The sequence below is a fragment of the Sphingobacterium sp. 2149 genome (genome assembly GCF_031455655.1).
Lineage (GTDB): Bacteria > Bacteroidota > Bacteroidia > Sphingobacteriales > Sphingobacteriaceae > Sphingobacterium.
This window is the reverse complement of the sequence record NZ_JAVDTD010000007.1, coordinates 1-26,348: the sequence shown is the minus strand read 5'-3', so window position 1 is coordinate 26,348 and position 26,348 is coordinate 1. Positions and strand designations below refer to the sequence as shown.

Below are 26,348 nucleotides of genomic sequence, written 5' to 3'. Positions count from 1 at the left end.
AGGTAGGTTAACGCGGAGAAAAGTAGTAGATGAAATTTAAAAAAAAGTAAAAAACAGCAAGGTTAATTTTGAACGCATGATTTTCAAGGCATTACTCACCTGCTTGCGAACCGTGTTTAGTGAAACATTGCGTTGTTTTGCAATTTCTTCATAGCTTTTTTCTTCCTGACGGCTCAGGATAAATATCTCCCGCATCTGAGGTGGAAGATTCATGATTTCTTTTTCGATCTGCTGTTGCAATTCTTTTTCGAGGAGGTAGTTGTCGATCGAGTATTCGCCCTGATCCAAAAAATATTGTAGTGAATCGGCATAGCCCTTTCTCACTTTCTGCTTGTCCATGTAGTCAAATAGCTGGAACCGCACAGCCGCATAGATATAAGAAGAAAAACTTCTATTTATTGCTAACGGAGTCTTTGACCAGAGGGACACAAATACGTCTTGAAGAAGATCCTTTACCACCTCTTCATCGGCTATGATTTTGCGGGCATAAATAAATAACAGCGGAAAATATCGCTCATATAGGACGCCAAACGCTTGTTCATCTTTTTCTAAAACAAGCGCAATCAACTCTTTATCCGATAAATCTGCGTAGCAATACATCTGTTATTCAGAACCTGAAATCAAACTTACATTAAAATTGACAAATTACAAATTCTCCCATTATGAATTGATGGGCTGCGAAAAAAGCCACATCTCCCGACGTGGCTTAAACTAAACATAAACATATGAACCACCACCTGATCTCGTGGTTTTAACATACTCTTAATTGATAGTCACATTAAATGTGAAGGTGGCCTGCACGGTTTTCGTACCCTCGTAGGTATATACCATGGCCTGCTTAACGGTATATTTCTTTCCTGCCGCCAGCACCGCCGGATATTGTCCGATCGAGAACGTTAGCGTACTGGCATTAAATTCCGAAAACAAACCCGCCGTGGCCCCCCATGTGGTGACAGCACCGGCAGGCGTAAACCAATGTCCGTAGCCCGTAGCCGTCATGTTGGGATTTAAACTTCCATTTGGCTCTACCGCATAGAATTTAATTTTGCCGCTGCTCATCAAACCCGCCAGGTCTGCCGAAGCTATGCCAAAGGCCTCCCCTAGCTGGGCGGCGTTGACACTTACTTGTGTACCCGAATAGTTCTTCGCATCGGCAGCAAAGCTGACATCATAACTGAGTGCGATATCTTTGGGCTGACTGCTCACCGCATTGTATCCGGTAGCGTTTGTACCCTGAATGTTGATTTCGTAAGGCCATTGCTCATCGTTGCTGTCGTTATCATCCCAAGCATGCGGCTGGTAAACCGATGGAGCGCCTGTGACGACAAACCAGAGTTTGCTGCAATTGGCCGGAACAGTAAAAGTTGCTGTATTCTCTGTACCCTCCATCCGATCACCGTATACCCGGGTACCATCTTTCAGCAAGGCCACATAGCCGTAGCGCCACCCTGCACGACTGGCATCCACCGCGTTAAATCCAGCAGCGTTTGGCAGGCCTTTAAAAGCTACCGAAACCTTTGTTCCCACGGTAGGTACGTCCAGCGGAATCACATTATACCCCGTCGTACCCGGACAGCGATCGTAAGTGACGCGAAGACTTCCATTGGACTGCCGCGTAAATTTGGTTGTCAGCTTACCGATATAATTTTTTCCATAATCCCGGATGCTGTTCAGGTCCCAGGTCACAAAGCGGGTGGCCGCGTCGTAGATCTCATTGTTGAACTGCTTCACATCGATACCCGTGATACGCATGTAAGCCTGCACGGGATCTTCGGGTTTTAACGCCTCGCGCCAGATACGGCCGATCATATCGATGCCATGTTTGCTGGTCCAGTACCAATGAATAAAATAGCTGGCATAGCGATATTTCTCGTGGTGAATATGGCGAAAGTAATTTTCTGTATAGACGGTAAAATCGTGGCCTGAGAACGCTTGATCCGGATAGGTCTGATAGGCCTGCCATTGCGCGGTCTGCTCCCAAAACCCATTCCCGCTCGTTCCGCCATAGCCGTAACGAAAGCCATGGCCGCCTTTCAGATCAGCAAATACCTGGTACTGAAAACTGTGCCCGATCTCGTGCGCAATGACGGAACCCACCGGCTTACAGGTGGCCGGATTGATCCACAATGCTCCGATCAGATCGTCGTAACCGCCACCATAGGCCATCCATTCGGTCGTGTAATGTACAAAAATCATCATCTTGTACTTATCCAGATTGGATCGGTTGACCTTGCGTTCTGCAAACTTCAGGGTATTGACATTTAATGCGTAGAATTGCTCAGCTTTGGCCAAAAGATCATCAATATCCACCCGATATTCTTCCGGTACAGCGCTGGCATTGGGATCATTCTTTCCATAACTCGGTTCCCAAAAGACGATAAAATGCTCCGACTGGCGGCTGCGCGAGTAGGACCATTTACTGCCCTTATCGTTATAGTCCATTCCCGCAAATTCTTTGGGCTTATAGATCATCAACGAATCTGTCCCTACGGGCGTGGGCGGGGTGGTCGTCTCCTCTTCGACAGGAGGTTCTACCTCTTTTTTGCTGCATCCCAGCGACACTAACACCAATGCTGAGACCAGTGTCAGCAGCAGTCTATTCAATTTTATACTTTTCATCATTTGAACTATTTATAGGTAGAGATCAACTGTGTGTGATGGTCAAAAAACGGAAGCGCACGGTATAGGTACCGCTTCTGTAGTATTTGATGGTCGATACGGGATTGAGGTTACGCCCCAAGCTGTTCGCCGTACCCACAATACGGTAATAAGAAATGGGATCGCCCGACCAAAATTGCGTGCCCACATAGGTACCATTCATGATGGGATATACCAAGCCCGAAACATTCGGGTAGCGATACACCAGGCCCGTCTCAGTAACTTCCTCCGGATAGTAAGGCGACCAATTTTTAAATGTAGGCCGGTCGCCACGCTTGATGACCTCCCCTTTTTTGGGGTTGAATGGCTTGCCGTTTTTATCTTCCCATACGTAGATGATTTTGTTTTCCCCTTCTGGCTGGTGCTCTACGCTGATCTCATAGTCTGTATAGGGTAAAAAATTGGCCTCGGCACCGTAGTCCGAACTTGTGCACGACTTAAATAAAATATCCTCCTTTTTAGCACCGATGATATTAAAATCGAGGATACTCTTAAATTTTTTCTGTCCGGCAACATTGCTCACCTCCACATCGATGGTGTACTGCCCCGGGGTCACAAATTGGGTTGCCTGTGTAAATCCTACCCGGCCTCCCGTCGCGTTGAGCATCATCGGTGGATATTTAGCCTTCCCAATTTTCGCATTTAATTGATCGAGGGTGGTATCCCGCCAGGTAACCTCGGCAAGGTAGGTGGATATCTCATGCTCTTTAGTAAACTCTGTGGTCACCTCACCCGTCTCCTTGTTTCGTACCGCCAGCAGATTCACGGTCAGCGGCGTGGTGCTTCCATTGGCCACAATGGCATCCGTGTATACCACAGCCCCCTGGTTGACCTGCAGGTTTTCCACATTATAACGCAAATTTTCATTTAAATAACCGACTTGGTCACTCTTGCAGGAATTCAATACCAACACCGATAATCCCGCTATGCCTATGATAAAACTTCGTTTTTTCATCTGTTTTATTTTTTCATTTGTGACAGAACCACCCGGTTGATTCCGCATTGCTCCGGAATCAACCTAGCTGGGTTCATAATTTATTTGATCTTAATGTTGAATACAAAAACAGCATTCAAATCGCCTTTAGTTTTGGACTTGTACACCAGCGATTGGCGGACCGTATAGGTGCTTCCCACTGTTGTTTGTCCCGGATACTGCAAAATATTAAAGGTCATTGTTGCGGTTGCCAGTTCCGATACAATGCGCGCATCTTTGCCCCACGAGCAGGTTTTGCCAGTGGCGTCAAACCAGTGCCCCGGTGCGTTGGCCGTACTGTTTGCATTTAGCGTACCATCGGGCTGCACGGCGTAGTAGGTGATATCTTTACCTACCAGCGCAGGTATTGCTCCGCTTTCCACGCCATAAAAGCGCGCTAAGCGCGGAAGCAGCACATTCACTGTGGTACCTGTATAACCCGCTGCATCATATTTGATGCTCAAGTCGTAATTAAAGGTAAGCGTAGAACCCGCTTCCACAATTTTAGGCCCTGTAAGGATACGTGGCGTAAAATCACCGACAAACGTATGGGTGTTGGCCAATATATTCAGCGTGGTGCCCGAGGCTGTTTTTATGCCTGTTGTCTGACAGTATACCCGCATATCGGCCATGTCATCTTCTTTTACGGTAACGATACCGTCGGGACTGATCTGATCCGCTTCACCCCGTATTTTGACGTAGTATAAATTATAGACGGGCCCCGAAGACCAAAGGGGTTTGGGTTGCTTCTGCCTATGGTAGACAAATCCACTTATATTGGATGCATTCTTGATTGCCGTATACGCGGTGCTGGCCGTTGCCAGATCGTAAGGCCCCTCGTTGTAGATGTATGCCCTGACGGAATCTATTGGAATCTCGCTTAGAAACTGGTCAAAAGAATACTGCGCATTTTCATCCACAAACTTTACCGAGTCTGCCTTTTGCTTAAAATAGCGATTGACCGAATAATCCGAGGGCGCCCAAAACGTTTTGGCTTTGTTAATTTCATCCTTCAGTTTAAAATGGTCGATCACCAGCAACAAGGTATCGAACATCCCAGCGGGATGAGCGGCCAGGTAGTCGTAAGTAGACAGATTGACTTCGGCTTTATGGAGACCGTCGTCTGTCAGATAAGCCGCTTTCTTGCAACCGATCACTGTCAGTCCAAAAGCCAGCAGCAACGCTAATCGATATAAGGTTTTCATTTTTTTCAAGTTTAGTGGTTTACATATTGACAGTGCTCCAGTATGGTGTCTGAATGAGTGCAGGATTGGCCGACAATAACGAAGGGTCAAAAGGCCAAAAGTATTTCTTCGCATTAAACTGCGCCTGGTTCATTTTACTCTCCGGAAATTTATAGATGTTAAAATTCTTGTATAACCGCACCAGATCGTAATAGCGATGGCCTTCCAAAAACAGTTCGCGCGCTCGTTCACTAAAGATGGCCTCTTTAAGCGGTTCTTCGTTTTTATAGACCTGCAGTCCTGCTTGCGTCCGGATCTCATTCAAGATACTTTCAGCAGCACTGTTTTTGCCCGTTGCAACCAGTCCCTCCGCCATCAGCAGCTTGATGTCTGAATACCGAAAGATGATGATGTTATTTTTAAATATGGCATTGTAATTTGAGGTATTACCCGAGTACTTTACATTTGCATATTTTGTACACAATGCATAGTTACCGCTATAAGCCACATCGAATACACTTTTAAAGCGCTTGTCGTTACTATCTTTAAAAAGCGTTTTAAGGTAATCCTGACTGATTCTTAACATCGGATCTGTAAAATTCCGAAAATAAGGTCCCGCCAGCGAATAATACCCTATCCCCCTATTGGTCCCTTCGTTTTCACCATTCTGGGCGATCTCGAAGATACCTTCATTGGATTTTCCCTGATAGATACCGCGGTAGTTGAGGCTGTCCCGTCCCACAAACGAATATTCGCCGCTTTCCAGTACCGATTTAGCCGCCGCTATGCAGTCGGCATATTCGCCTCTCCAGGCACTAAGGTGCGCCTGTAGGGCAAGTGCTGCACCCGTATTTGCACGCGTTGCAAAATCATTTTGGTCGATATTGCTCCATTTCAATAACGTTAGTGCCTTGGTTAAATCTGCCTGACTCTGATCCAGCACATCGCTCTCTTTTCGGGCAGGCAGATTGACCGCATCGATCGGCGCTACAGATTCGGTTATGATGGGCACCGTACCCCATACCCGCGCCATATAGAAATAAGCAAATGCGCGCACAAAATAAGCTTCGCCGATGTAATAATCGCGTACCGACACGTCGTTAAAAACATTTTCGTCCATCTTGGGCAGCCTTTGGATCACGCGGTTAGCCTGGTCTATGACCTGATAAAAGATATCATAGCGCCGCAGCTGATACACGGGCCGCCAAGTTTCCAACGCCGGTACGGATATATTGAGCTGCATGTTTACAAGCGGATTAATATCGACATCGGTCGAAGAAGATATTTCGTCCGACAGCAGATCGCCATATACATAATAGGCCATCCCATTACCCTGATTTAGGGCCTTCCGCAGCAGCGCATACATGGCATTGGTTGCACTATTGGCATCTTCCTGCGTTTTCCAGAAGTTCTCATCTGTTGCCGAACTCACAGGCTCAATGTCCAGAAACTTGGAGCAGCCCGAAGCGAGATACATGAAAGCACTCAGCACTAAAAACAATATTTTTCTTTTCATCTCTAATTAATTTTAAGCCACCGTTATGCGATGGAACTGACACGATTAAAAGGTAACATCCAGGCCTATAGTCCATTTCTTAGGGATCGGATATCCGTTACCCGTTGAATAACCGTTGGCTTCCACCGCTTCAGGATCTGGCACCGTCGACCAAGACTTAACAGCCACATTATCCACCACACCATACACGCGGAGCATTTTCAATTTAAGCTTCTTTATGATGGCCTGTGGGAACATATAGCTCAGCTGAATATTTTTGAGGCGTACAAAACTGGCATTTTCCACAAATGTGCTGTTGGCGATGTGCCAATTGTCGACCGTATTGTGAAACAGCGATGGGTATTTGGTCTGATCCCCATCTTTCATCCAGAAGTCGCTGGGGTTAAAATCGCCAGCAATGGCCGAATTGGTACCCCAGGTCGAATACAGGTTAGATGAACCCGCATCCTGCAATTTGTCCGACATATAACCGTTCCATAATGAGCGTCCAAACACAAAGCTCACCAGTGTGGATAAGCTAAAATTCTTGTAAGAAAACTGGTTGATAAATCCGCCTACGAGGTCAGGATTTGGATTTCCCATATCAATTTTGTCGTTGTGGTCGATGGTGTAATCTCCATTCACGTCCCGGCGGCGCGGATCGCCGGCCTGATATAAATTCCCCCTAAAATGCGTAAGTCTTTTTCCTGTCAAAGGATCTACAGGTACATCTGCAGTGGTCGCATATACTCCATCCACATCCCATACTTTAAACGGGAAAATAGGCTGACCTACGTTCAGTGCACGTTGCATCCATACCGGTCCCACCTGTATTTCCTGTCCACCGCCGGGGAGGCTGGTGACATAGTTTTTATTGTAAGCAATATTGAAATTGGTGGTCCACTGGAATTCCGACGACGGAGCCATATTGCGTGAGATAAGCGTCATTTCTACCCCACTGTTTCTCACACTGATAAAATTGTTGGAAACCGTGCTGTATCCTGAGGTCAATGGCATGTTCAGATCGTATACCAGCTGTTTGGAGTCGCGCACATAAAAATCGGCAGTCACGGTAACGCGATCGTGCAGGAGGTTCATATCAAAACCGGCATTAAACTGCGGCGAGCGCTCCCATCGGATCGTCGGCGAGGTTGCTGCCGCGCCATAATTAGGCGCTACAGTAGGCTTGCCATTATAAGAGAGTACCGAACCACCAATACCATTTTCCAATACCGAGCCAGCGTATGAGGCATCAAAAGTCAGCCCGGTATAGCGCGCGTAGTACGAGCCCGGATCACGTCCGGTAACGCCATAGCTACCCCTAATTTTGAAAAAGGATATGGCATTTTTCACCCCCTGGAAAAAGGGCTCCTGCGAAAGCACCCAGCCGGCAGATATTGACGGAAAAATGCCCCAACGGTTATCCTTGCTGTAGCGCGACGATGCGTCCATGCGATAGCTGGCAGAAAGCAGGTACTTGTCTTTGTAATCGTACCCAAAACGACCGAATACCGATACACGCGAGCGCTCATTGATGGAAGTGGTAGCATAAAGATCGGGGCCAGAAGGGATACCCGTTACGGTTTTTACATAATTCCCATTGTCGTTATAGCCATACATATAGTTTGCATTGGACGTATTGCGTTCAATACCGGTACCCAACACGGCACTTATATTATGGGTATCGCGAATGCTCTTGATGTAGTTAAAATAGGTTTCCCATTCCCAGCGTTTATTCTGGTTCACCCAATTCTGAGCATAGTTTCTATTACCTGTCAGCAGTTTGGGACGAAAGAGGTCGCGCGTATTGTTGTTGACATTGAACGAAAACTGCGAGCGCAGGGTCAAGCCATTGATCAGAAACTTTTTAAGCGTTCCGGCAAAGTTACCATTCAGGCTGATCGCGTTATCGCGGTCCATCATGCCATCGTAGCGCCCCGTATAGATCTGTTCGTCCACGTCGGTTATCTGATAGAAAGACGAAGGAAAGCCCCAGGTACTAAAAGGATATTTCGAATCGTCCCCCGACCCATGTTTTGCTTTTGTGAAACCGGCGAACAAGTTGGTCTCAAACTGAAAATTGTCTGTCGGATTGGCCTGCAACATGAGGCGCGGCGTTAGGTTTTCATTTTCAAAACCCATCATCACACCCTGCTCATAGTAGCGCTGCGCCGAGAAACGGTATAAAAACTTTTCCATGGTGGCACCGATACTCACATTCACATTGTTGATGTTGGCCGACTGCAGAAAAAGCCCCTGCCAATCCGTATTATTGTTAAATGCAGGGTTTAAACTATCCGTCAACATCGGACTGATCAAGCCATTGTTGAACCAGTCGTACGATCCACCCTGATAAATCAAATTCATTTTCAGCCTACGCTCGGCTGCGCCCACGGTGATGGGCTTCATGGCCGGACGGCTCGAAACCCCGTTGTATGCCGAGATCCTGATTTCGGGTTTACCCACTGCCGGACGTTTGGTTTTGATGATGATAACCCCATTTGCTGCACGCGCACCATAGATGGCCGATGCCGAGGCATCTTTTAAGATATCAACCGATTCGATATCGTTGGGATTAATAGCCTGCAACGGGCTTGCATTTCCGTAAGCCGCCTGTATATCGCTCACATCGTAAATAATATTGTCGATGACATACAAGGGGGCCTGCAGCTGATTATCGGCCAAGCCGAGGTTGCTCGTTCCGCGGATATTGACGATGTTATTGGTACCCGGTTCGCCCGATGTACTCAATACTGTCAGACCCGCCACACGTCCCTGCAACATGGCGTCGAAGGTGGCGTAAGGCGTATTTTCAAAATCCTTACCCTTCACGGTAGTGATGGCCCCTGTCGTTTTGCGCCGCTGCACATCCTGATAGCCCATTACAACGACCTCATCGAGCCCCGTCCCATCTTCTTTCATGGTAATCTGAATGGTGTTGTCGCCATCGCGCAGCTGTTTTTCTTGCCGCACATAGCCGAGGGAACTAAAAATCAAGGTTGGATTTGCCGATTTCAGTTTTAAGGTAAATTTCCCATCAGCACTCGTTTTGGTCGCATTGCTGACGCCTTTCTCTAAAACACTGAGATCAGGCAGAGGGGTGCCTTTTTCGTCTTTAACGATCCCCGTGACCGTTCTCTGTTGTTGCGCATACAGCTGTTGACATAGCAACAGCAGCAACATCAAAATACCCGTTAGGCATTTTTTTGGAAGATTTTCATACATAGTCATAATTTCGTTAAGCAGATGTTCAGTTTAGCATACTGGCAATCACACATTAGATCCCTGGGACAAACGCGATCCTTTTCGCAAAAAGGATAGTAGCAGCATGTTAAAAATTGATTAGTTCTTCTTTCTGTAACAAAAATAGTACTTCGAAATAGTGGATTTCGGTCAGATCTTACCCACTCATTCTAACATTTTAACAAAAGAAAAAGCTGGGATCCAAGGGGGTATAATTGCGTCAGAAGGGGTATAAAAACAATGAATCCGTCTAACTAAGCGATGGATAGATACCTTCGTTAGCTAGACGGATAGGGTTGCAATTAGCAAAGCGGCGCGTAAATAAGGCCGTGGCTATAAAACCGGCTAATCGTATAAGTAATTTCTGTAGTTGCGCACATATATCTTTGGCGATATGCCCAATATACTGCGAAAAACACGGTTAAAGTTGGTGATGCTATTGAAGCCCGAATCGTAGGCAATCAGCGAGATCGAATCGTGCCTACCCAGCCCCAGCAATTTACAGGCTTCGCGGATACGCAGTTCATTCAGGTAGGCGATGAATGTTTTTCCCGTGCAATTTTTAAAATAGCGGCAAAAGGCGTGTGGCGTCAGGTTTGCTTTTTCGGCGATTTCATCCAAACTGATATCCTCTTTAAAGTGCTCTTCCAAAAATTGACATAATTTCTCTATTCGGAACGGTTTGGAGATCTCTCTTTTGGGCAATTGTACACCCGAAAGCGGTTCCAGTTCGGTGAATACTTTGCTGAGCGTTTTTAATAAATAAAAGAAATTGACGAGCTGATCCAAAAAATCAGACTTTTGCAGGACTTCGATGTATTGAGATACCTCTGCATGAAGTTTGGGTGGAACCCTAAATCCGCGCTGGCATTTATGCACAAAATCGAGCAGGTTTCGGAGTTCGGGCATCGTCGCCATGGTAGACAATGCACCTTTGGTGCTAAAGAATAAAGAGATCGAGCGCACATGGTCGCCTGCAAAGAAACTTTTAAAAACATGGGCCTGATTTGTTCCCAATAGAAAAATGTCTCCCGGCTGAAATTCATGTACATTATCGTCCACCAGTAGCTGGCCGATACCTTCCTTGATCCAGATTAATTGATATTCTTCATGACGATGCATGTATGGATAAAACTTATCCAGCACATCTTCTTGAATATAGATAGATTTGTCCTGAGGGGCAGGAACCTTAAATTGAACTGGCTTCATAACAAGTTAGATTAGTTAAATGTCAATATGACATTAAATATAAACAAGCCATTTCACTGTTGCAATACCTGAACCAAAGATGTTAAAATACGGTGATAATTGGTTACAATCTGCACACAATAAAAATCACTATCGGCTTGCTACCCAGCCCCGAGCTCTTCGGCCAGCAATTGTAAGCTTTGGTTAGCTTCTTCAAATCGTTTCAGTTCAACCGCATAGGATTCAGTAACCGTTTCGAGCAAGGCAGTTCCTTCCCTAATGTCAAGGTACGCCATCACCGTATCTCCACCCCACATCCAGTCAAAAATAAGGGCATAACCATCCAAAACATAGCCCTCCAGTTGTTTTAAGAGAGCCAGCATCGGCAATATTTCAAGATAGTTTTCACTGAAGTTCAGCACGGCAAATGTCCAATGTTGCCTCTCCTCATCATAATGCTCCTTCGCACCATAAAATGGGTCTTTGAGCAGATCATCGAAGACTTCACGAATACACGAATGTGAATAACTTGGGATATTTTCCAAAGCAGTTTTGCTGTACATCTGCCGGCTCTCCCACCACTGCGACCAATTATCGTCTTTGTTCGGGGAAATCGGTTTAAAAGAAAAAAACTCGTTCAATCTCGATTTTTCTATTTTAATACTTATGTAAAGGCTATCCAATTCCATACGATTGTTCTAAGATATTCTTAACTTCTTTTTTAAACGTTACCGGCTCGACAGTTTGATCTTACCATCGCTATCAAAATCCGAATTGTCCGTCACTCTTTTTAGATTTAGTTGCTTTAAAGACAAGCCTTCCTGCAGGGGTACACCCGCAGAATTTACCTTAAATAAGGGATAGGATAGTGGTTTTTCACCCCATTCCAACACAAAATGGTAGCCATCTACAATCTTCTGCTGATCGTCAGTTTTGAGGATTAAGATATTATGAAAAGTTTGTTCCGGTTTGGCAGGATCACTATTCGGTGAGATACCCCGCGCTTTATAGGTGGCGATAAATTTATAATAGTGGTACTTGCCACCGATCGGATTAAATATTAATTCCCGACTATTATTTTCCGCAACCAGATCCGAAAAAGACTGCTCAAAATTGTCCAGTAATTTGTAATTAAAATCGGTATTGAGCTTATTGGCGACCATGACATAGGTCTTTGCATCTTGACCGGTGCTACTCCCCTGCGTTTGAATTTGTGCGTGCACTGAATAGCCACTGAAACAGGATAACAATACAATTATTAAATACTTCATACGCTAAAATATTAAATTTTGAGCAGTATTTGCGCTACTGATGATTAAATAGACATTTCTTCAACAATAGATACGTCCATTACAAACCTTCTTCATTCAGCCGACATCTCAAACCAGCGCTTAAAATCAGCAGCATCATACCGGCTAACCATTACCTCCTCATGCTTGCCGAAGCTATCTTTCAACGCGATAGCCAGCACCCCATTGGCTAAAGGCTTGTATCCTTTTATAATACTCCGATTGACGATATAACGCCTGTACATCAGATAGTATTGATCGTGATCAAGTACCTTCATCAGGTTGTCGAGACTATAGTTGTGGGTATACTCGCGACTTCCGGTTAAGGTAAGCAGCCTTTTGTCATCTGCCGAACTTTTGATAAGCGCAATCCCATGCAGCGGCACGTAATTATCTTCGTAACCATACTTTACTTTCAGACAGGAATCGAGACTAACCGCATCCGAAATATCGTCTACCCGTTCGGCCTCCGCTTTCAGCTGCAGCTCTTCGTAGGTGACAATGATTTCTCGGAGGACTGTTTTCTCAATTTCGGCCTCTAAGTATTGATCTTTCACAAATCGGGCAAACCGCATCACATATATCACCATAAAGAGCAGATTCAAGATGAAAATAAACAAAAACAAGAACCCAAGTTCGTTGGACAGGTAGCGCATAATGACTCGCCAACCTTCTTCGTTAAATGGTAAAAATACCAGCACGGCGAAAATTACGGTGAGCAACGAAGGCAATACCCACCCGTAGAGAACCTGCCTGATCAGCCTGGGCTTAAAATCCGTCAGCCAAGAAAGTTTCCTATCCATGTACTTATTGAACATATGCATACCGCTAAGCACCGCCATCGCGATCGATGCGGAAAGAAGCCAGTACAGATAAAATTTCGGTGCAGAATACCGCGCATCGAAAACAAGAAACGCGCCCGGCGAACAGAAAAAATTACCCAATAGAATCGCCAAAAGTAGCTGGAGTCTAATCGGTAAGTAGTTGACATGGATCTCGGAATGAAAGGTTTCGATAAGCTTTTTAGTCTGCATAAAAATTGTGGAATTGATTAAGGCAACCTAAAATAACTAATTTATCAAATAAAAAAACAAAACAGCCTTACAGTATTTCGTCACAACTGAAGAAATACTGCCTTATTTCACTGTAAGAGCGCAGTGCGAACTACCGTTCATCCTATAATTTCATTTTTATAACATCCTAGAAAACCCTCTGTAGACAGTTCTAAAGCAAGATTTAGACATTTGTTCTATACCATTCATTCCGATGCCAACATTTTACCTTGACTTCGAGGAAAGACCTTGTTAATTTTATAATAGCATAATTCATTATTGGATGAACAATTACAGCAATGCCATTTGGTGCAGACCGAATGACGATGTACCTTAAAAAAATAAGTTATGATCCGATCGTTGAACCAACTGGAAGATGCCATTCTTGCTTATGGCATACTGCAGGATAGCCCAAATGGGAATTATATACCAAGTGACGAAGCGATCGTCATCGCCTGCGATGCGCTGATACGCGATTCGGAACAGCTCTATATCAGTCACGCGAAATCGCGCATGGCCAAAGAATCTTTTCGCCGCTATTACACCAAATTCAGGCTGTTATTTGACAAGCTTTACCTGTACAAGGCCCAGCAGCCGGATGATACCATTAAAAAACTGCACGAGAGTATTAGCCAGAGCATTGAGCGCTTTAAAGAGCATATGAATCCTTCGGAAGAACTGCCCATATACGACCAACAGCTGCTCAAATCGAACAGCCTCACAAAACTTGCTCAATTATCGGTGCATTTACAGGCCAAGCAGCTTGACGAAAAATATCTTTTAGAAATCCAATATGGTCTAAATAGCCTGTTTGACGAGCATAAGCCGCCCAAACTACTATACTACCATGTCGAATGGTTGGAAACTTTCCTTTCGGCACTAGAAAGCCTTGCCCATGATAAACGTGTCAAGCATTACGCCAAACGTTTTATTGAGTTACTGATCCGCTACAACTTTAACTATCTCGGCTTATGCAACCGGTGGCATGAACAGATCGAAGCGCAGATCGATACGCTCCCCCGTTCGGAAAAGCTGTCTACACTGCTGCTTATGGAAAAAGAAATTACCCATTATCATCCCCTGCCGATGCTTTATTACGATATTGAGCAACCCCATCTCAAAACAATGATGAATGAATACATTTGGGCCGAACTGGATTATCTTGAAAAAATGTCGAAACTGGCATCGGTAAACAATGATTCACGCCCCGAGATTCCCGCATCTTCCAATGGGATCCATACGACGCTGACGGGCGAGGGTCTTACCTGCCTATTCCACTATTGCAGTAAAGTGGGCCTGTTTAAAAATAAGCATAAAAGTGATGCAGCCATTGGCGTAGCGCAGCATACCGTTACCGATCGCGGCAATCGCATCACGGCCAATCAGCTGGCCAAATTCAACAAATTCGAGCATATACTCAGTCTCTATATAATCGAAGATAAGCTTAAAGAAATGCTGCATTGTATAAAAAACGACATTGAAGAAGTGGAGCGAAGAAAATAATGGCCTTTTCAAAAAAACTTGGGGGATTCCACTTTATCCCCCTCCAGTGCCGGCACCTCCTGCACAGCCTATTGTCCCTAAAAACAGCACGCTGCATCCTTTGCATGCGCTGTTCCCTCTGCTCTCCGTTGTGATAGAAGTAACACCGCTATATCCCCAATTACATCAGTCAACATTGCCCTAGCTACTTTAAAGGCGGTTTTCTTGGCGAAATCCTTCTATATAAGATTGCTGCTTATTGTCTTTTCTTTGCTTTAAGACTTACACAGTATGCACCATGAAAGCGAAAAAGATTACCTATCAGATCATCGTCATTACACTGATGGCACTTTGGATCCCGATCAGTCTGGACAAGTTTATCGACTATGAACTGTTCAAGTCTGCGATGATACAACAGCCGTTTAGCGACCGTCTGGGAATTTTACTTGCCAATACCTTACCTACGATTGAGCTTACGGTGGGCCTACTGTTTATCGTACCCAAGATGAGAGTATGGGCATTTGGACTCTCCGCATTGCTGATGGTGGTTTTTGTTGGCTATGTAAGCCTAGCGGTCTTAAACGTATGGGGCAAAATCCCCTGCGGATGCGGCCTTGTATTCCATCACGTGGGCTGGATGGCGCATCTGTGGCTTAATATCGGATTTTTACTGATCAGCCTAATCGGCTTGCACCTGGAGTTATCCGCGTTTAGAAATTACGGTTCAAAAAATAGCAATAATAGCCATAGTGGGGGGCATCATCCCCTACGTATAGCGATAAATTCAGAAGCTCAAGATGTCATGAGATTGAAAACCAGTGCTAGGTTAAAAAAAGAATAGTGTACCCGATTAACAGCGGAACTTGGATTCGAGGCTGATCCAGGTGAAGGGCGCGTCTGCCAAAAGACACTTATGGTGTTCCAGCGCTACTGTCGATGGCTACGTACAGAAAACCGACGCAGCGAAGGGATAAAAAAGAAATTTAAAAAATTAAAGTAAAAAAACTTAAAAATTAAAGACATGAGAAATTCAGGTAATTTTATTAAAAAACACGGTTTGGCCGTATTTGCCATGACACTTTTATTGGGTTATGGAGGTTTTAGTTATGCAAAATCGATGTTCAGTACGCCTTGGTATCAAATTACAAGTATGGCATCTAATCCGAACGATGACCAATTGGGAAGTGCAACACCTGATCCCACATCGGGCGGTGAATGTGATTTCGAAGAAAAAAATACACGCTGTAACGTACAATTCATCAATCCGAACAATCACGATCTTTCAAACAAAACCGTCGCTCAAGCCTTGGCTTTATCTGGTGTAAGCATCAATGACTACACGTACAGAGACAATCCAAACTAATAATTTATACCTATCAGCCAGCCCTAGTTAGGGCTGGCTGATAACTTAAGGGTTTTGTTCAATATTGCTTTTTAGCATCACATCTTTAGGGATGGGAAAAATATATCGGGTACTATTCGGCAGTAATTCATATTCCTTATCGTTTACCCTCCGCTTTAGTCGTATGGCATGATCTTCCTCTCTATTCAAGCGCCTTAAATCAGACCACCTTATTCCTCTTAACAACAATTCTTTCTGTCGTTCCAATAAAACCAGTTGTAATGCCTGCTTTTGAGATGTACTTGCTATCGGCTGAAATTTTCCAGAAACAAACCGCTTAGATAGCAACTGGTTGAGTACATCAATTCCTTGATCAGATTGCCCCAACCGAATTGCACATTCAGCTTCATTGAGCAACAGTTCATCCCAAGCATATCCGGCAAAATGGTTTACATTTCCTAGATAGGAACCTTTGTAAAGAATATTACCTTTAGCATCCTTTTCAAAAAATAGTTTTTTTCGCAGGTCATTATCATCATAACTGTTATAAAACTCAATGGGTATTAACAGTTTTGTTTTACTGGAAAAATTTGAGCTATTTGATCCGTCAATATAGATTATTTCTTGATTGCCATTGCCATAGGTAGGAAACGGATATGCTTTTGTGCCCGATACCGTATTATAGTCGAGTACAACCCCACCAATAGCTCTGGCCTTGGTGGCGCAATCGAATGCCTGTTTATAGTCACCCAGTTGCATATAGCACCGTATCAATAACAGGTATGCTGCCACTTTGCTGGGCGAATACATATCTACACTTCTGTCAGGCAACATCCCTATCGTCAACAGCAGATCGCTGATGATCTGATTATAGGTCTGTGTGACCGTAGAACGTGTTGTCATTAAGTTGATATCGCTCTCTAATTTGAGCGGTATCCCAAATCTATCCCATTCTGGCATACCTGCAGGCGCAGCAAACTGTTGGGCAATACTAAAAAAAGCATCCGAGCGAATGAACAATGCACTCCCCTTTATACGGTTGTACTCTGCATTTTGAACAGGAGTTTGTATATGATCTAATCTTTCAAGTATCACGTTGGCGTAGAGGACACGCTTATAAAGGTTGTTCCAATCGGGCACATTCTCTTGCGTATTCACTATTTCTTCAGACCAATTGTAAGCAAACTTTTGCAGCTGCGAGCTCGCCAAATTCCAGGTGTTATCCTCCACATAAAACTCACCTGCCGCGATCGTACCCAACGACTTACCTGCCCCGACATTGATGGTCGAATAATCATTCAATAATGCATCCAAATCTTCCAAAGATTGTGGGATAACTTGAGACTTGTCCCTCTTCAGTTCCAGAAAATCAGGATTACAGCCCGTTAAAAAAAGCAGCACAGCCATTATCATATTTCTTTTCATATTCATCGTATTAAAGGTTAATCTGAAAACCCATAATCCATGTCCTCGGATTAGGATAAGTAACATTTGGCATGTCGGGAATTAGCCCCAGAGTATTCGCCCGATAGATCCATGCGACATTCCTGACTGTTGCAAACAGCCGACATTCTTTATTTTTTAAAAAGCCCGGAAATGTGCGGTAGGAAAACTGTAAATCGGCCAATCTCAAGAAATCCCCCTTTTCATACATCAATGCTGAATTCACATAGAGCTCATCGCGGCTGATGTTTTTATCTACAGGAAATACCGGTACAGACGTGGTCTTTTCATCACCCGGCACCTGCCACCTTTTTAAATAATCCATATGTCCTACTCCACTGGTGAACAATTGACTATAATTGATCGTGCTACGCTTAAAATAAAAACCAAATTTATAATCCACACTCGCGCTTAGGGAAAAGTTTCCATAAGAAAACGTATTCCTAAACACCCCTGCATAGGGCGGAAATTTCATGCCCATATCTGCGAGGTCATCTATTTTTGCATTATTCATATATGCAACATAGTCCTTCGTCCCATCCGGGGCTAAAAGTTCGCCCGTCGCAGGATCCAGCCCACCCGATTGCCATGCATAATTCAGGTCCAGACTCTTACCAACAATAGGAATCGGCGTCGAAACCATTGTGGACATGGTCACATTGGAGTTTGCCATATAATCAAGTACCTTGTTTGCTGTATAGCTGAATGAGAGCAAGCCATTCCATTTTAGACGATTTTTACCCAGATTGGCATTCACCGTCAGATCCAGACCCTGTGTACGAAGCTTCGCATAGTTCATCAAGTTAGTAATCTGATAGAAACCAGTTTTTTCAAAAATACCAGTTGTTGGATCCATAAAGTTAACCCCTATCAGATCACTTGCATTTTTCTGATAGTACTCTACAGAACCGGAAAGCAAATTATTAAACAGTCCAAAATCTAGTCCGATATTGACCATCCGCACTTTCTCCCAACGCAATCCCGGGTTGCCAACACTTTTTAGTTGTGCATAGCTTTTTTGCGTAACAAAATTGACATCACTGAAAAACGACGTAATTGGATAAACACTAACGGTGTTATTGACGTTGCCGCTTACCCCATACGTTGTTCTGAACTTTAGGCTATTTATCCATTCTGATTTCATCCAGTCGAAACGATCCAGATTAATTGCACTACCTACAGACCAAAGCGGTACTCCTTTCTGATTCGTCTTTACACCGAAAAGGTTTGAGGCGTCCCAACGCAGACTAGCGGTGAGCGACAGCTTGGCGTCATAAGTATAGGCACCGTTGAAAAAATACGATAAAAATCGATCTGTCAGTGACACCATCCCTGTTGGAGGAGATGGTACCGTCGCTGAACCGAGCGGCCTCAGTGGATAAAATGTGGCATAATCCAGATTTGATTGCGCTGTCAATACCGCATCGTTGTAGCCATACAGTCTATATCCGGGGTTGGAGAAGCTTTTTGTCTCGCGAAGCTCTGCACCTGCAATGGCATTGACCGCATTCTTCTCGCCATATTGCCGATTAAAATCCACCTGTATTCTTCCAGACTGGGATGATATTTCGTTATTAAACCCTTCTTTGATGGCCCCCTCAGGAATAATACGTTTAAGATCGGGTTGCGTGTACTGATTGACAAGATTCCGGACATAATACGAGTCAGCATCATACATATTGGTTTGATCTGTACGGAGCCGTTGATTTTGATATTTCATAGAAAGCTTCAAGCCATCCAAGATTGTATAACCCACCCCCAAGTTGATCAAAAGATCTTTTGTATTCGATCTTCTGTCTCTAAGTTTGGCCTCGTTTAGCGGCACATAGTTCCAGTCCAGGAGACCATTGACTACGGCCTGATCGACGTAATCTTTGGCATATCTTCCGGTAACGGAAATAGGAAAGCCATTTTCATCGACCAATGCGGTATAATTTGGGAGTTCCCTGCTCCCGACCTTTAGTCCCTGCAATGTCAAACCGTTATTCTTTGCTTCCATCCAGGCATAATTAAGTCCAAAGGAAAGATCTAAATCTTTTGTCAGTTTGATCTGGTTGCGGAGGCTGAGGGTATTTCTTTTATTGTTGTTGCCCTTTACATTGGAATTATTCTTGGAAAAGGATGAAGAGAGCCAATAACTATAGATAGATCCACCGCCATTTAGCGCCAGATCATATTGTTGCAACAGCGCGGGTCTATAGAGATACTTGCTCGCATCCTTTCTAAGATCGTGCTGTGCAAGCCAATTCCTTTTCTCAACAAACTCCTTTTCCGAAATGGCGTTGTTTTTACGATCCATTAACAAAGTGATATATTCCGGCAAGGCTGAATAATCCGAAGTATCAAAATTATCCAGCTCAAAGAGTTTATCTTCTACATCAAGCATGGAAGCCGAAGGAAGATAATCACGGGAATACAAAAGATCAGGCCGCTGTGACAACTGCCATGTACTGCCAAATACAAGATTATTAGAATGCGCAAACTTTCCCTTCTTGGTGGTAATGACGATTACACCATTCCCTGCTCTCGCCCCCCAGATGGATGCCGCTGAGGCATCTTTCAGTAAAGTGATGGATTCGACATCGTTTGGATTAATCGAATTCAATGAACCCTCATACGGAAAGTTATCCAAAATAATCAATGGTTCAGTCTGAGAATTGATCGTACTCAGCCCCCGCAGCCGCAGCTTAGGATCTGTTGAGAATTCGCCTGAATTAATTGACCGGTCAAACTGTAATACCGAACTTATCCCTTCGAGCCGCTCAATAATATTCGGATCGGGATTGCGATTCAGCAAATCACTGTTGATCATCTCAAAAGAGCCCGTTGCACGCTCCTTTGGAATACGATAATATCCTGTAGAGACTTCAACTTCTTGAAGCACGTTAACACTTTCCTTTAGGACAATTTCAAAAAAACGACTTTTGCCGGGGTCTATAAATATGCGTTGAGCTATTTTTCCGGTTCGGGTTACCATTAAAGTATCAGGCCTGACCAAAGCAAATTCGAATTTTCCGAACTGATCAGCCCGTATAATTCCCCCTGTTCCAACAAGTCTCAAGCTTACATGACCGAGTCCATTTCCCGCTTCATCTTTTACGATACCACTCACCATTTGCTGCCCATAAGCATGCCCTAAAGTCCATATTCCCACTATGAACACAAACAAACATCTACAGATTTTCATGGCCCTTGGAATTTGAATGATCAACGGACTGACTTATGAGCAAATAAGGGGTTGGTTTCTCCTCGATGACGATCTGTAAACCATATTGCTTCAGTAGATTTTGAATATTTCCAAACTTTCGCTCTTGTGCTAGCGCAATAGGAAAAGAAAATTTAGCCGGAAAATCAGGTGCTATTCCTGTCCGATCCCATATTCTATATTCTGTCAATTCCAACGACTTTAAATTTTTGAGCGCATTCTCAATGAATAACTTAAAATGCGGTTGGTCGCCAAAAGGGACAGCGTAGTTTTCGTAACCTTTCTTTGGCGGACGCTGTAGCGTTCGGGATAATCTTATCTCCGCTTGTTTAATGGTATTCCGCGGGATTAGAATCGGGTAGCGTCTTATTTCACCGTATTGCACTTTTGCTGTCAGACCGAATTTCTCTTCAATCTGAGCAGCCAGTAACTTTTGCATTTTTATTCTTGCACCATTGATCCCGCTGTCTCTCGGGACGCGCACCATAATGCTAAAATAATGCTGCCGCTTCCAATCTTCTAACTGCTTATCTTTGTATAGATCGCCCGTCCAAGTTTCCTTTGGTTTACTTTCTTCCAGATATGAAGTAAAATCAGCTCCGACATTCCATCTAATCGCGCTCTTTTTGCTTTGGTACGGATATATTTGGTCTTTATAAGCTTCTCGATAAATACGATCTATGGTTGAATTAATGGCATACAGCGATAACGAATCTCTGGTCTTAAACACGTTAAAATTTGTTCCAGTATAGCCTGCAATATATCCAACCAATTTACTGTCTTGGCTATCGTAAATAACATGATCAGGTAATCCATTATCCTTAGTAAAAAGCGTCGTTTTCGTATCGATTAGCTTAACTTCCGTTTTATTGAAGACTTCAAACTTACTATCGTTTAAAACTGCATTGATATTCGCTGTATTGGCATACCCCGCTTTTGGGGTTGCTATAACACGGCCATCTTTGATCCATACCATAAACGGCAACGCTTGATGAGAAAATCGAGTCGAGAGGAAGCTATCTTCATAGATTGATTGGTAATCCCACTTAAAATAATTTAATGTTTTCGATATATCTTTCAATCCAATGGTAGTGACAGGTATGATGACAACTTTATCTTGATCCCAGTTTTTTTTAAGCGAATCAAGTTTCTTTAAAGAGCCTAAGCAAGGGCTACACCATGGAGCCCAGAATTCTAATATAATCAGCTTATTTTTATGCAACGAAAGATTGGTCTGTGATATAGCTTTGGAGCTCCAGTCAACGGATTTGTGCACGTAAGTGTAAAAATCATCGCCGACAGGATCACCCACTTTCAACGCCCGAATAGCAGTTAGCCCATCGGCCCCGCTTTCCTTGCGGGGCGTCTGAGCCGATAAACTAAACATAGAAACTAAACATAAAAACAAGCAAGTCAAAATGATGCGATAGGCACACTTATAATCTGCAACAGATAAAAAGCATTTTAAAGCCCGCTGAACAACTGGACCTATTAATCCAAACAAAGTATCAAGTTGTAATATAATAGAAGCACACATCGCCTTAAAAGACCTCAAAACAGACCGTTTAGGTTCAACTGTATTGGATGACACAGGATCTATTACTAATTTCTCAACCAATACCTGATCAATAGGTAACCAATTCCCCCCTTTCTCCCAGCATTGCTCGAATTTTCTTCGGGTGGGCTTCGGGTCTCCTTCGGATAAAATACGAGTAACGGTAAAGCAAAACCCGAGGCCGGCCGCATTAAAGGCAGGAGTTGGGGCGAAGTTGGTCAGGAAAAAGTCCCTAGAAGGTGATACCTCTCCCCCTAGTCGGCTGGCCTTTGGCTCAGCTTTGGGATTTCTTCGGGACATATTCGGGACAGGTTTGGTACTTCTTCGACTCGGCTTCGGCAGGGCTTCGACAGCGCTTCGGGTAGGAGTCGAAGCGCTGTCGAACAACAGTCGAAGCGCTCCCGAAGAAGAGTCGACGGTGGTACGAAGCAGTGTCGAACGCTCCTCAAACAAAACCCGAAGGCCTCCCGAGGAAACAGCTGTTTTAATTCGATTCTGAATTTCACTAGTATAGCGCTTTTTTAGTCTAACATTCTTACGCAACAGTTGCGTAAATGGCGCTATAGCTGCACTTAAGCAGTGCTTCACAGGTACTTTAAATATATAGATTATACAGCCCATTACAAAGGCTAAAAATTTCAGGATATTCATTATTTAGTTTATTAGTGGTTTTGAGAAAGCTGATAAAAAAAATCGAAGATTTCCTTGCTACTTTCGAGTTCGCAAGCAATAAATCTGTTGCTTCGGAGAAATGAAATCTCCACCTCTGACAGATTGATCTTTTTGTAATGAATTAGAAAATATGCCATTACCATGCGAAACAATGCGACGGAGAAATTCTGTACATCAGTTGTACTGATAGTAGGATTAACTCCCCTGTCTCGATCGAAATAAACAGTTAGCAGTTCTACTAGATGATTGCGACAAGAGTCCATATCATACTTAGTCCAAAAATCTTTGATACATGCTACTGGATCATACTCCAGATGATGGATTTCGTACATGGCCAGGTCAAAGGCGACGAGTTTTTTAAAAAGCTCTTTCATTTTTTTAGGCTTTTGAGGGCGTGTTTTTGCATAGATTTTTTGGAAAAAATAGGGTAAAATATCCCCCTATCGAGCCCAAAGTCTCAATACAGCTTACACTGTTAAAAAATTTTAATTAACTAAACCTCAGAATGCCGTTTTACTCTTTTCGTTACTGGTTATATAATATGATCGTCACGGACATCCACAATGATAGGAAGAACCGACCCTTTGTTGTGTTACGACAAAATTTTGAATAGAAATTTGTCTTCGAAGAAAAGTTTGCATAGATTTATGGTGCAAAACAATTATCTAGTGCTAGCCATCTTCTTGCCTTTTATTCTCTATTTAAATATTGAAGTAATGGGTCGGTGGCAGACACGCAAAGGGAAGTATTGCGATTCTGTTGAACAGAAATGCCGAGTCATTTTGTTGCTCCTCTCCTTTTACGTGCTGTGTATGGTTAAATGATTAATCTGGCGCGCGGATTAAATTTTTGAAATGTTGCTTAGCGGAATACCGAGTAAGTCGATCCTTGATCTGGTACTGGTCAATTAGGGTTTTAACTGGAGTCGTTCTCATAATTTTATCTGGTTATGATGAACGATGAACTTTAGCTAAGAGATAAGTTACCTCCTTACCTTAATTGGTAAGCAAGGAACGGCCTCACACTTTGAACCCCAGGAGAGCTAATCCTGTCGTCTTCTTACAATCTACAAGAGATTTTCAGAAGACTACCAAAGTTTACGTGAAGCCGCTCACATGCTACCTCATATGTCAAAAGTATAAAACTTTTATGGCATATCAGTGCACGGAGCGATCAACACGGTTCTCTCGGTAAAAATTTAGCTCTTTTTTGGGTTCGAGAAGAACATCGTTAGTCAAGGCAAAATGCCATGATTTTCAAATCGCTTAACAAATATAGGAATATAATTCCATTTAACAAAATGATTTTAAATGGAAACTGTAAATATCTATTATATATGGAGGAAAATGACTTATTAGTAATTGAAGTAGATAATTTTGGAGATTACGTATTATCGAGAAAAATCATTCTAGGTTTATCAAATGATGCTTTTGCTAAATTAACCGACGTATCGGGAGGCGATATTAGCAAGATAATTAATAAAAAAAAGAAAAGTGTTTCTCTTCACTCTTTCTATAAAATTGCTGTACTTTCTGGTGACACGATAGAAAATGTCCGTGACACCGTTTATACAAAAAGAAACCTTGAATTAGTAACTAATTATAAGCTTGAAGAAAGAACCAACTTTGGCACATTCATGCGAGATGAAGTTGAAGCTAATTATACCTTTGATATTATTATGTGCAAAACAGGCATAGAAAAACAAAGACTAATCGACTTATATTATAATACTGGTGCCCCTGAACCGTATGAACTAATACTTATCGAAAAAGCTACAGGGAGAAAACCAGGTGAATTGATGGGAAAATATATAGCTAAGTATCCGATTAAGAAAAAGGGGGAATGATGTGAAAGCTTACGAACTCTTACTGTTTGGGAACGCAGGCAGTAATAAACAAGGAGAATTGTTTGAGGAGTTTTTCGGGAGATAAGAGATATTATAGAACAACTATACCATCGGACTTGAACTCCTAACAATAAAATCAAAAACTTATGCCAACTTTACCAACCTATTGGGCTAAATTATTGAACCACTACGAACAAAATAGTTATTTCAAAAATGGCCTAACATTACCATTCATCATTGGATCGCGATCTATTATAGAACCTAATGAACCTTTAGAGTCTATAAAAGATTTTTTCGAAAATGTAAAATTAACTGGAATCTATTTAAATGTTATAAAGTGTGATGGAATTGGAGAATATGTATTCAGAATAGGAGATATTGATGATATAAATATTTATGATACTAAAGGATTACTTATTATACCAGATAACATATTTGAAACCTATATTGAAGTTGATGAAATAATTAATCAATTAGATAATGAATACAGATCCTATATAGAACAAGGCACATTTTCAAAAAATGGTGGTAGTTGGGGAAATTATAGTAAAAAAGAATTAAAGGAAATATTAGAGGTAGTAGGGATAGAAAATATTTAATTTAATGAATTTTCAAGCTCTTCAACCGCAAGAGCTTTTATACTTGAGTATTTCGTAGTGATAGTATAGCATGGAAAGATAAAAATGGAGTTACGACTACGGAGAATGAAGAGGAAAAAATTGGTTGGTAATAGAAACACTGAATAATAAAAATTAATATGTCCATAAATTACAGCAAATATTGTATTGATATTTATAAACACTTTTTTAAGCTATAAATGAAAATAACAGGAAGACTTATTATTATCGCTTTTACAATTATAGCATGTGTACTTTGCTATATTAATTTCAAAAAAAATGATATAGCAACATTAGTAGCTGCCATATCTACCATTGTTGCTCTAGCATCCTTTTGGATTGCATTTGAAGTTTTTCAAAGACAGGAAGCCCTAAATAATCCCCAATTAGTCATTGATTTTGATGTTAAAAGCAGGCCCAGAATCTTACAATTGATACTCTCGAACTATGGAAACAGCCCCGCATTCAATGTTTCAATAGACTGGGATATTATATTAATACAAAGAGATGATTCCCCTTTCAATGTTTTGACGGGTCAACAAAATCAGATTCCTGTTCTTAATAAAAATCAAACACTTAACTTCTTTATAGATAGCACAGTCGATTTCTATGCTAAAAAAAGAGATTTGACATATTCTGGTATTATAAATTATTCTCTAGATAGGAACGGAAAATATTATAGAAAAGAGAAATTTACCATTTCATTAATAGGATACAAAAAGACAATGCTCTATCAAACAGAGTTATCGGAGACTTTAAAGCAACTTCGCAAAATTCCTGATGCTTTGAATGAGATAAGAACAGAAATTCAAAATAAAAATACATAGCAAAATTATCAACCAACTGCTATACCCCACTCATTACAATAGAAATTTACTGATCAAACCAAGTATTAATGGCACACGAACCTAAATTAGAAGTATATAAAATTTATACAAAACCATTTCCAACAACGGAACATCCGTCTTTCGGAAATTTCTTACTTGATAATTTCTCAACCAATGATGAACGTATCCGGCCTATGAACTACAGGTCTGCTGATTTTTTGAAGTTCTGAGGATATAGATCCTTTAAGTTTTTATGGTTTATTGACATGATGTTTTC

21 protein-coding genes are annotated in these 26,348 nt (G+C 42.6%); 7 read left to right on the top strand and 14 right to left on the bottom strand.

Going from position 1 to position 26,348, the window contains the following annotated elements; all coding sequences use genetic code 11:
* Positions 1-36 precede the first annotated feature (36 nt).
* From J2X77_RS11345 to J2X77_RS11300, 10 genes are all read right to left on the bottom strand, one after another.
* The gene (locus J2X77_RS11345) at positions 37-600 is read right to left on the bottom strand and encodes an RNA polymerase sigma-70 factor (RefSeq protein WP_310080814.1); all 564 of its coding nucleotides are present in this window, start codon (positions 598-600) and stop codon (positions 37-39) included.
* A 162-nt stretch (positions 601-762) separates the two neighbouring features.
* The gene (locus tag J2X77_RS11340) at positions 763-2,622 is read right to left on the bottom strand and encodes a DUF4859 domain-containing protein (RefSeq protein WP_310080812.1); all 1,860 of its coding nucleotides are present in this window, start codon (positions 2,620-2,622) and stop codon (positions 763-765) included.
* Between the two features lie 22 nt (positions 2,623-2,644).
* Complete coding sequence (locus J2X77_RS11335; protein ID WP_209576230.1) at positions 2,645-3,613, bottom strand: hypothetical protein; 969 nt, start codon at positions 3,611-3,613, stop codon at positions 2,645-2,647.
* A gap of 80 nt (positions 3,614-3,693) precedes the next feature.
* Complete coding sequence (locus J2X77_RS11330) at positions 3,694-4,836, bottom strand: DUF4859 domain-containing protein (RefSeq protein ID WP_310080810.1); 1,143 nt, start codon at positions 4,834-4,836, stop codon at positions 3,694-3,696.
* A 19-nt stretch (positions 4,837-4,855) separates the two neighbouring features.
* Entirely contained in the window at positions 4,856-6,331 is a 1,476-nt protein-coding gene (locus J2X77_RS11325) for a RagB/SusD family nutrient uptake outer membrane protein (protein WP_310080808.1), read from the bottom strand.
* A 45-nt stretch (positions 6,332-6,376) separates the two neighbouring features.
* Positions 6,377-9,535, bottom strand: coding sequence for a SusC/RagA family TonB-linked outer membrane protein (locus tag J2X77_RS11320; RefSeq protein ID WP_310080806.1), 3,159 nt, complete (start codon positions 9,533-9,535; stop codon positions 6,377-6,379).
* A 363-nt stretch (positions 9,536-9,898) separates the two neighbouring features.
* Positions 9,899-10,762, bottom strand: a complete 864-nt coding sequence (locus J2X77_RS11315; RefSeq protein ID WP_293955589.1) for an AraC family transcriptional regulator — start codon at positions 10,760-10,762, stop codon at positions 9,899-9,901.
* 140 nt (positions 10,763-10,902) lie between these two features.
* On the bottom strand, positions 10,903-11,430 hold the full coding sequence (locus J2X77_RS11310; protein ID WP_310080804.1) for a hypothetical protein: 528 nt from the start codon (positions 11,428-11,430) through the stop codon (positions 10,903-10,905).
* A 39-nt stretch (positions 11,431-11,469) separates the two neighbouring features.
* Complete coding sequence (locus J2X77_RS11305) at positions 11,470-12,012, bottom strand: hypothetical protein (protein WP_310080802.1); 543 nt, start codon at positions 12,010-12,012, stop codon at positions 11,470-11,472.
* 92 nt (positions 12,013-12,104) lie between these two features.
* The gene (locus J2X77_RS11300) at positions 12,105-13,064 is read right to left on the bottom strand and encodes a LytTR family DNA-binding domain-containing protein (RefSeq protein ID WP_310080800.1); all 960 of its coding nucleotides are present in this window, start codon (positions 13,062-13,064) and stop codon (positions 12,105-12,107) included.
* A gap of 366 nt (positions 13,065-13,430) precedes the next feature.
* On the opposite strand from J2X77_RS11300, the gene J2X77_RS11295 reads away from it, so the two are divergent.
* The 4 genes from J2X77_RS11295 (at position 13,431) to J2X77_RS11280 (ending at position 15,927) form a co-directional block, all read left to right on the top strand.
* On the top strand, positions 13,431-14,585 hold the full coding sequence (locus J2X77_RS11295; RefSeq protein ID WP_310080798.1) for a hypothetical protein: 1,155 nt from the start codon (positions 13,431-13,433) through the stop codon (positions 14,583-14,585).
* On the top strand, positions 14,560-14,769 hold the full coding sequence (locus J2X77_RS11290; RefSeq protein ID WP_310080795.1) for a hypothetical protein: 210 nt from the start codon (positions 14,560-14,562) through the stop codon (positions 14,767-14,769). Before J2X77_RS11295 ends, J2X77_RS11290 begins: the two co-directional genes overlap by 26 nt.
* Positions 14,770-14,862: 93 nt before the next feature.
* The gene (locus tag J2X77_RS11285; RefSeq protein ID WP_310080793.1) at positions 14,863-15,405 is read left to right on the top strand and encodes a MauE/DoxX family redox-associated membrane protein; all 543 of its coding nucleotides are present in this window, start codon (positions 14,863-14,865) and stop codon (positions 15,403-15,405) included.
* A 180-nt stretch (positions 15,406-15,585) separates the two neighbouring features.
* The gene (locus J2X77_RS11280) at positions 15,586-15,927 is read left to right on the top strand and encodes a hypothetical protein (protein ID WP_310080791.1); all 342 of its coding nucleotides are present in this window, start codon (positions 15,586-15,588) and stop codon (positions 15,925-15,927) included.
* A 45-nt stretch (positions 15,928-15,972) separates the two neighbouring features.
* Here the strand turns inward: J2X77_RS11280 and J2X77_RS11275 are convergent, their stop codons facing one another.
* The 4 genes from J2X77_RS11275 to J2X77_RS11260 are packed head-to-tail and all read right to left on the bottom strand — an operon-like array spanning position 15,973 to position 23,155.
* Positions 15,973-17,331, bottom strand: a complete 1,359-nt coding sequence (locus J2X77_RS11275; RefSeq protein ID WP_310080789.1) for a RagB/SusD family nutrient uptake outer membrane protein — start codon at positions 17,329-17,331, stop codon at positions 15,973-15,975.
* Between the two features lie 10 nt (positions 17,332-17,341).
* On the bottom strand, positions 17,342-20,536 hold the full coding sequence (locus J2X77_RS11270; RefSeq protein WP_310080786.1) for a SusC/RagA family TonB-linked outer membrane protein: 3,195 nt from the start codon (positions 20,534-20,536) through the stop codon (positions 17,342-17,344).
* A complete protein-coding gene (locus J2X77_RS11265) occupies positions 20,523-22,760 on the bottom strand; it encodes a TlpA disulfide reductase family protein (RefSeq protein ID WP_310080784.1) in 2,238 nt (745 codons plus the stop codon). Before J2X77_RS11265 ends, J2X77_RS11270 begins: the two co-directional genes overlap by 14 nt.
* An 11-nt stretch (positions 22,761-22,771) precedes the next feature.
* On the bottom strand, positions 22,772-23,155 hold the full coding sequence (locus tag J2X77_RS11260) for a hypothetical protein (RefSeq protein ID WP_310080782.1): 384 nt from the start codon (positions 23,153-23,155) through the stop codon (positions 22,772-22,774).
* Between the two features lie 962 nt (positions 23,156-24,117).
* Here J2X77_RS11260 and J2X77_RS11255 point away from each other — a divergent pair.
* The 3 genes from J2X77_RS11255 (at position 24,118) to J2X77_RS11245 (ending at position 26,071) form a co-directional block, all read left to right on the top strand.
* Positions 24,118-24,627, top strand: coding sequence for a hypothetical protein (locus tag J2X77_RS11255; RefSeq protein WP_310080780.1), 510 nt, complete (start codon positions 24,118-24,120; stop codon positions 24,625-24,627).
* Between the two features lie 146 nt (positions 24,628-24,773).
* The gene (locus J2X77_RS11250) at positions 24,774-25,226 is read left to right on the top strand and encodes a hypothetical protein (protein ID WP_310080778.1); all 453 of its coding nucleotides are present in this window, start codon (positions 24,774-24,776) and stop codon (positions 25,224-25,226) included.
* A gap of 218 nt (positions 25,227-25,444) precedes the next feature.
* On the top strand, positions 25,445-26,071 hold the full coding sequence (locus tag J2X77_RS11245) for a hypothetical protein (protein WP_310080776.1): 627 nt from the start codon (positions 25,445-25,447) through the stop codon (positions 26,069-26,071).
* Positions 26,072-26,348 lie beyond the last annotated feature (277 nt).

Coding starts and splice junctions, on each gene's coding strand:
- J2X77_RS11345 (WP_310080814.1), bottom strand. CDS start 600: ATGTATTGCTACGCAGATTTATCGGATAAAGAGTTGATTGCGCTTGTT.
- J2X77_RS11340 (WP_310080812.1), bottom strand. CDS start 2,622: ATGATGAAAAGTATAAAATTGAATAGACTGCTGCTGACACTGGTCTCA.
- J2X77_RS11335 (WP_209576230.1), bottom strand. CDS start 3,613: ATGAAAAAACGAAGTTTTATCATAGGCATAGCGGGATTATCGGTGTTG.
- J2X77_RS11330 (WP_310080810.1), bottom strand. CDS start 4,836: ATGAAAACCTTATATCGATTAGCGTTGCTGCTGGCTTTTGGACTGACA.
- J2X77_RS11325 (WP_310080808.1), bottom strand. CDS start 6,331: ATGAAAAGAAAAATATTGTTTTTAGTGCTGAGTGCTTTCATGTATCTC.
- J2X77_RS11320 (WP_310080806.1), bottom strand. CDS start 9,535: ATGTATGAAAATCTTCCAAAAAAATGCCTAACGGGTATTTTGATGTTG.
- J2X77_RS11315 (WP_293955589.1), bottom strand. CDS start 10,762: ATGAAGCCAGTTCAATTTAAGGTTCCTGCCCCTCAGGACAAATCTATC.
- J2X77_RS11310 (WP_310080804.1), bottom strand. CDS start 11,430: ATGGAATTGGATAGCCTTTACATAAGTATTAAAATAGAAAAATCGAGA.
- J2X77_RS11305 (WP_310080802.1), bottom strand. CDS start 12,012: ATGAAGTATTTAATAATTGTATTGTTATCCTGTTTCAGTGGCTATTCA.
- J2X77_RS11300 (WP_310080800.1), bottom strand. CDS start 13,064: ATGCAGACTAAAAAGCTTATCGAAACCTTTCATTCCGAGATCCATGTC.
- J2X77_RS11295 (WP_310080798.1), top strand. CDS start 13,431: ATGATCCGATCGTTGAACCAACTGGAAGATGCCATTCTTGCTTATGGC.
- J2X77_RS11285 (WP_310080793.1), top strand. CDS start 14,863: ATGAAAGCGAAAAAGATTACCTATCAGATCATCGTCATTACACTGATG.
- J2X77_RS11280 (WP_310080791.1), top strand. CDS start 15,586: ATGAGAAATTCAGGTAATTTTATTAAAAAACACGGTTTGGCCGTATTT.
- J2X77_RS11275 (WP_310080789.1), bottom strand. CDS start 17,331: ATGAAAAGAAATATGATAATGGCTGTGCTGCTTTTTTTAACGGGCTGT.
- J2X77_RS11270 (WP_310080786.1), bottom strand. CDS start 20,536: ATGAAAATCTGTAGATGTTTGTTTGTGTTCATAGTGGGAATATGGACT.
- J2X77_RS11265 (WP_310080784.1), bottom strand. CDS start 22,760: ATGAATATCCTGAAATTTTTAGCCTTTGTAATGGGCTGTATAATCTAT.
- J2X77_RS11260 (WP_310080782.1), bottom strand. CDS start 23,155: ATGAAAGAGCTTTTTAAAAAACTCGTCGCCTTTGACCTGGCCATGTAC.
- J2X77_RS11255 (WP_310080780.1), top strand. CDS start 24,118: ATGGAGGAAAATGACTTATTAGTAATTGAAGTAGATAATTTTGGAGAT.
- J2X77_RS11250 (WP_310080778.1), top strand. CDS start 24,774: ATGCCAACTTTACCAACCTATTGGGCTAAATTATTGAACCACTACGAA.
- J2X77_RS11245 (WP_310080776.1), top strand. CDS start 25,445: ATGAAAATAACAGGAAGACTTATTATTATCGCTTTTACAATTATAGCA.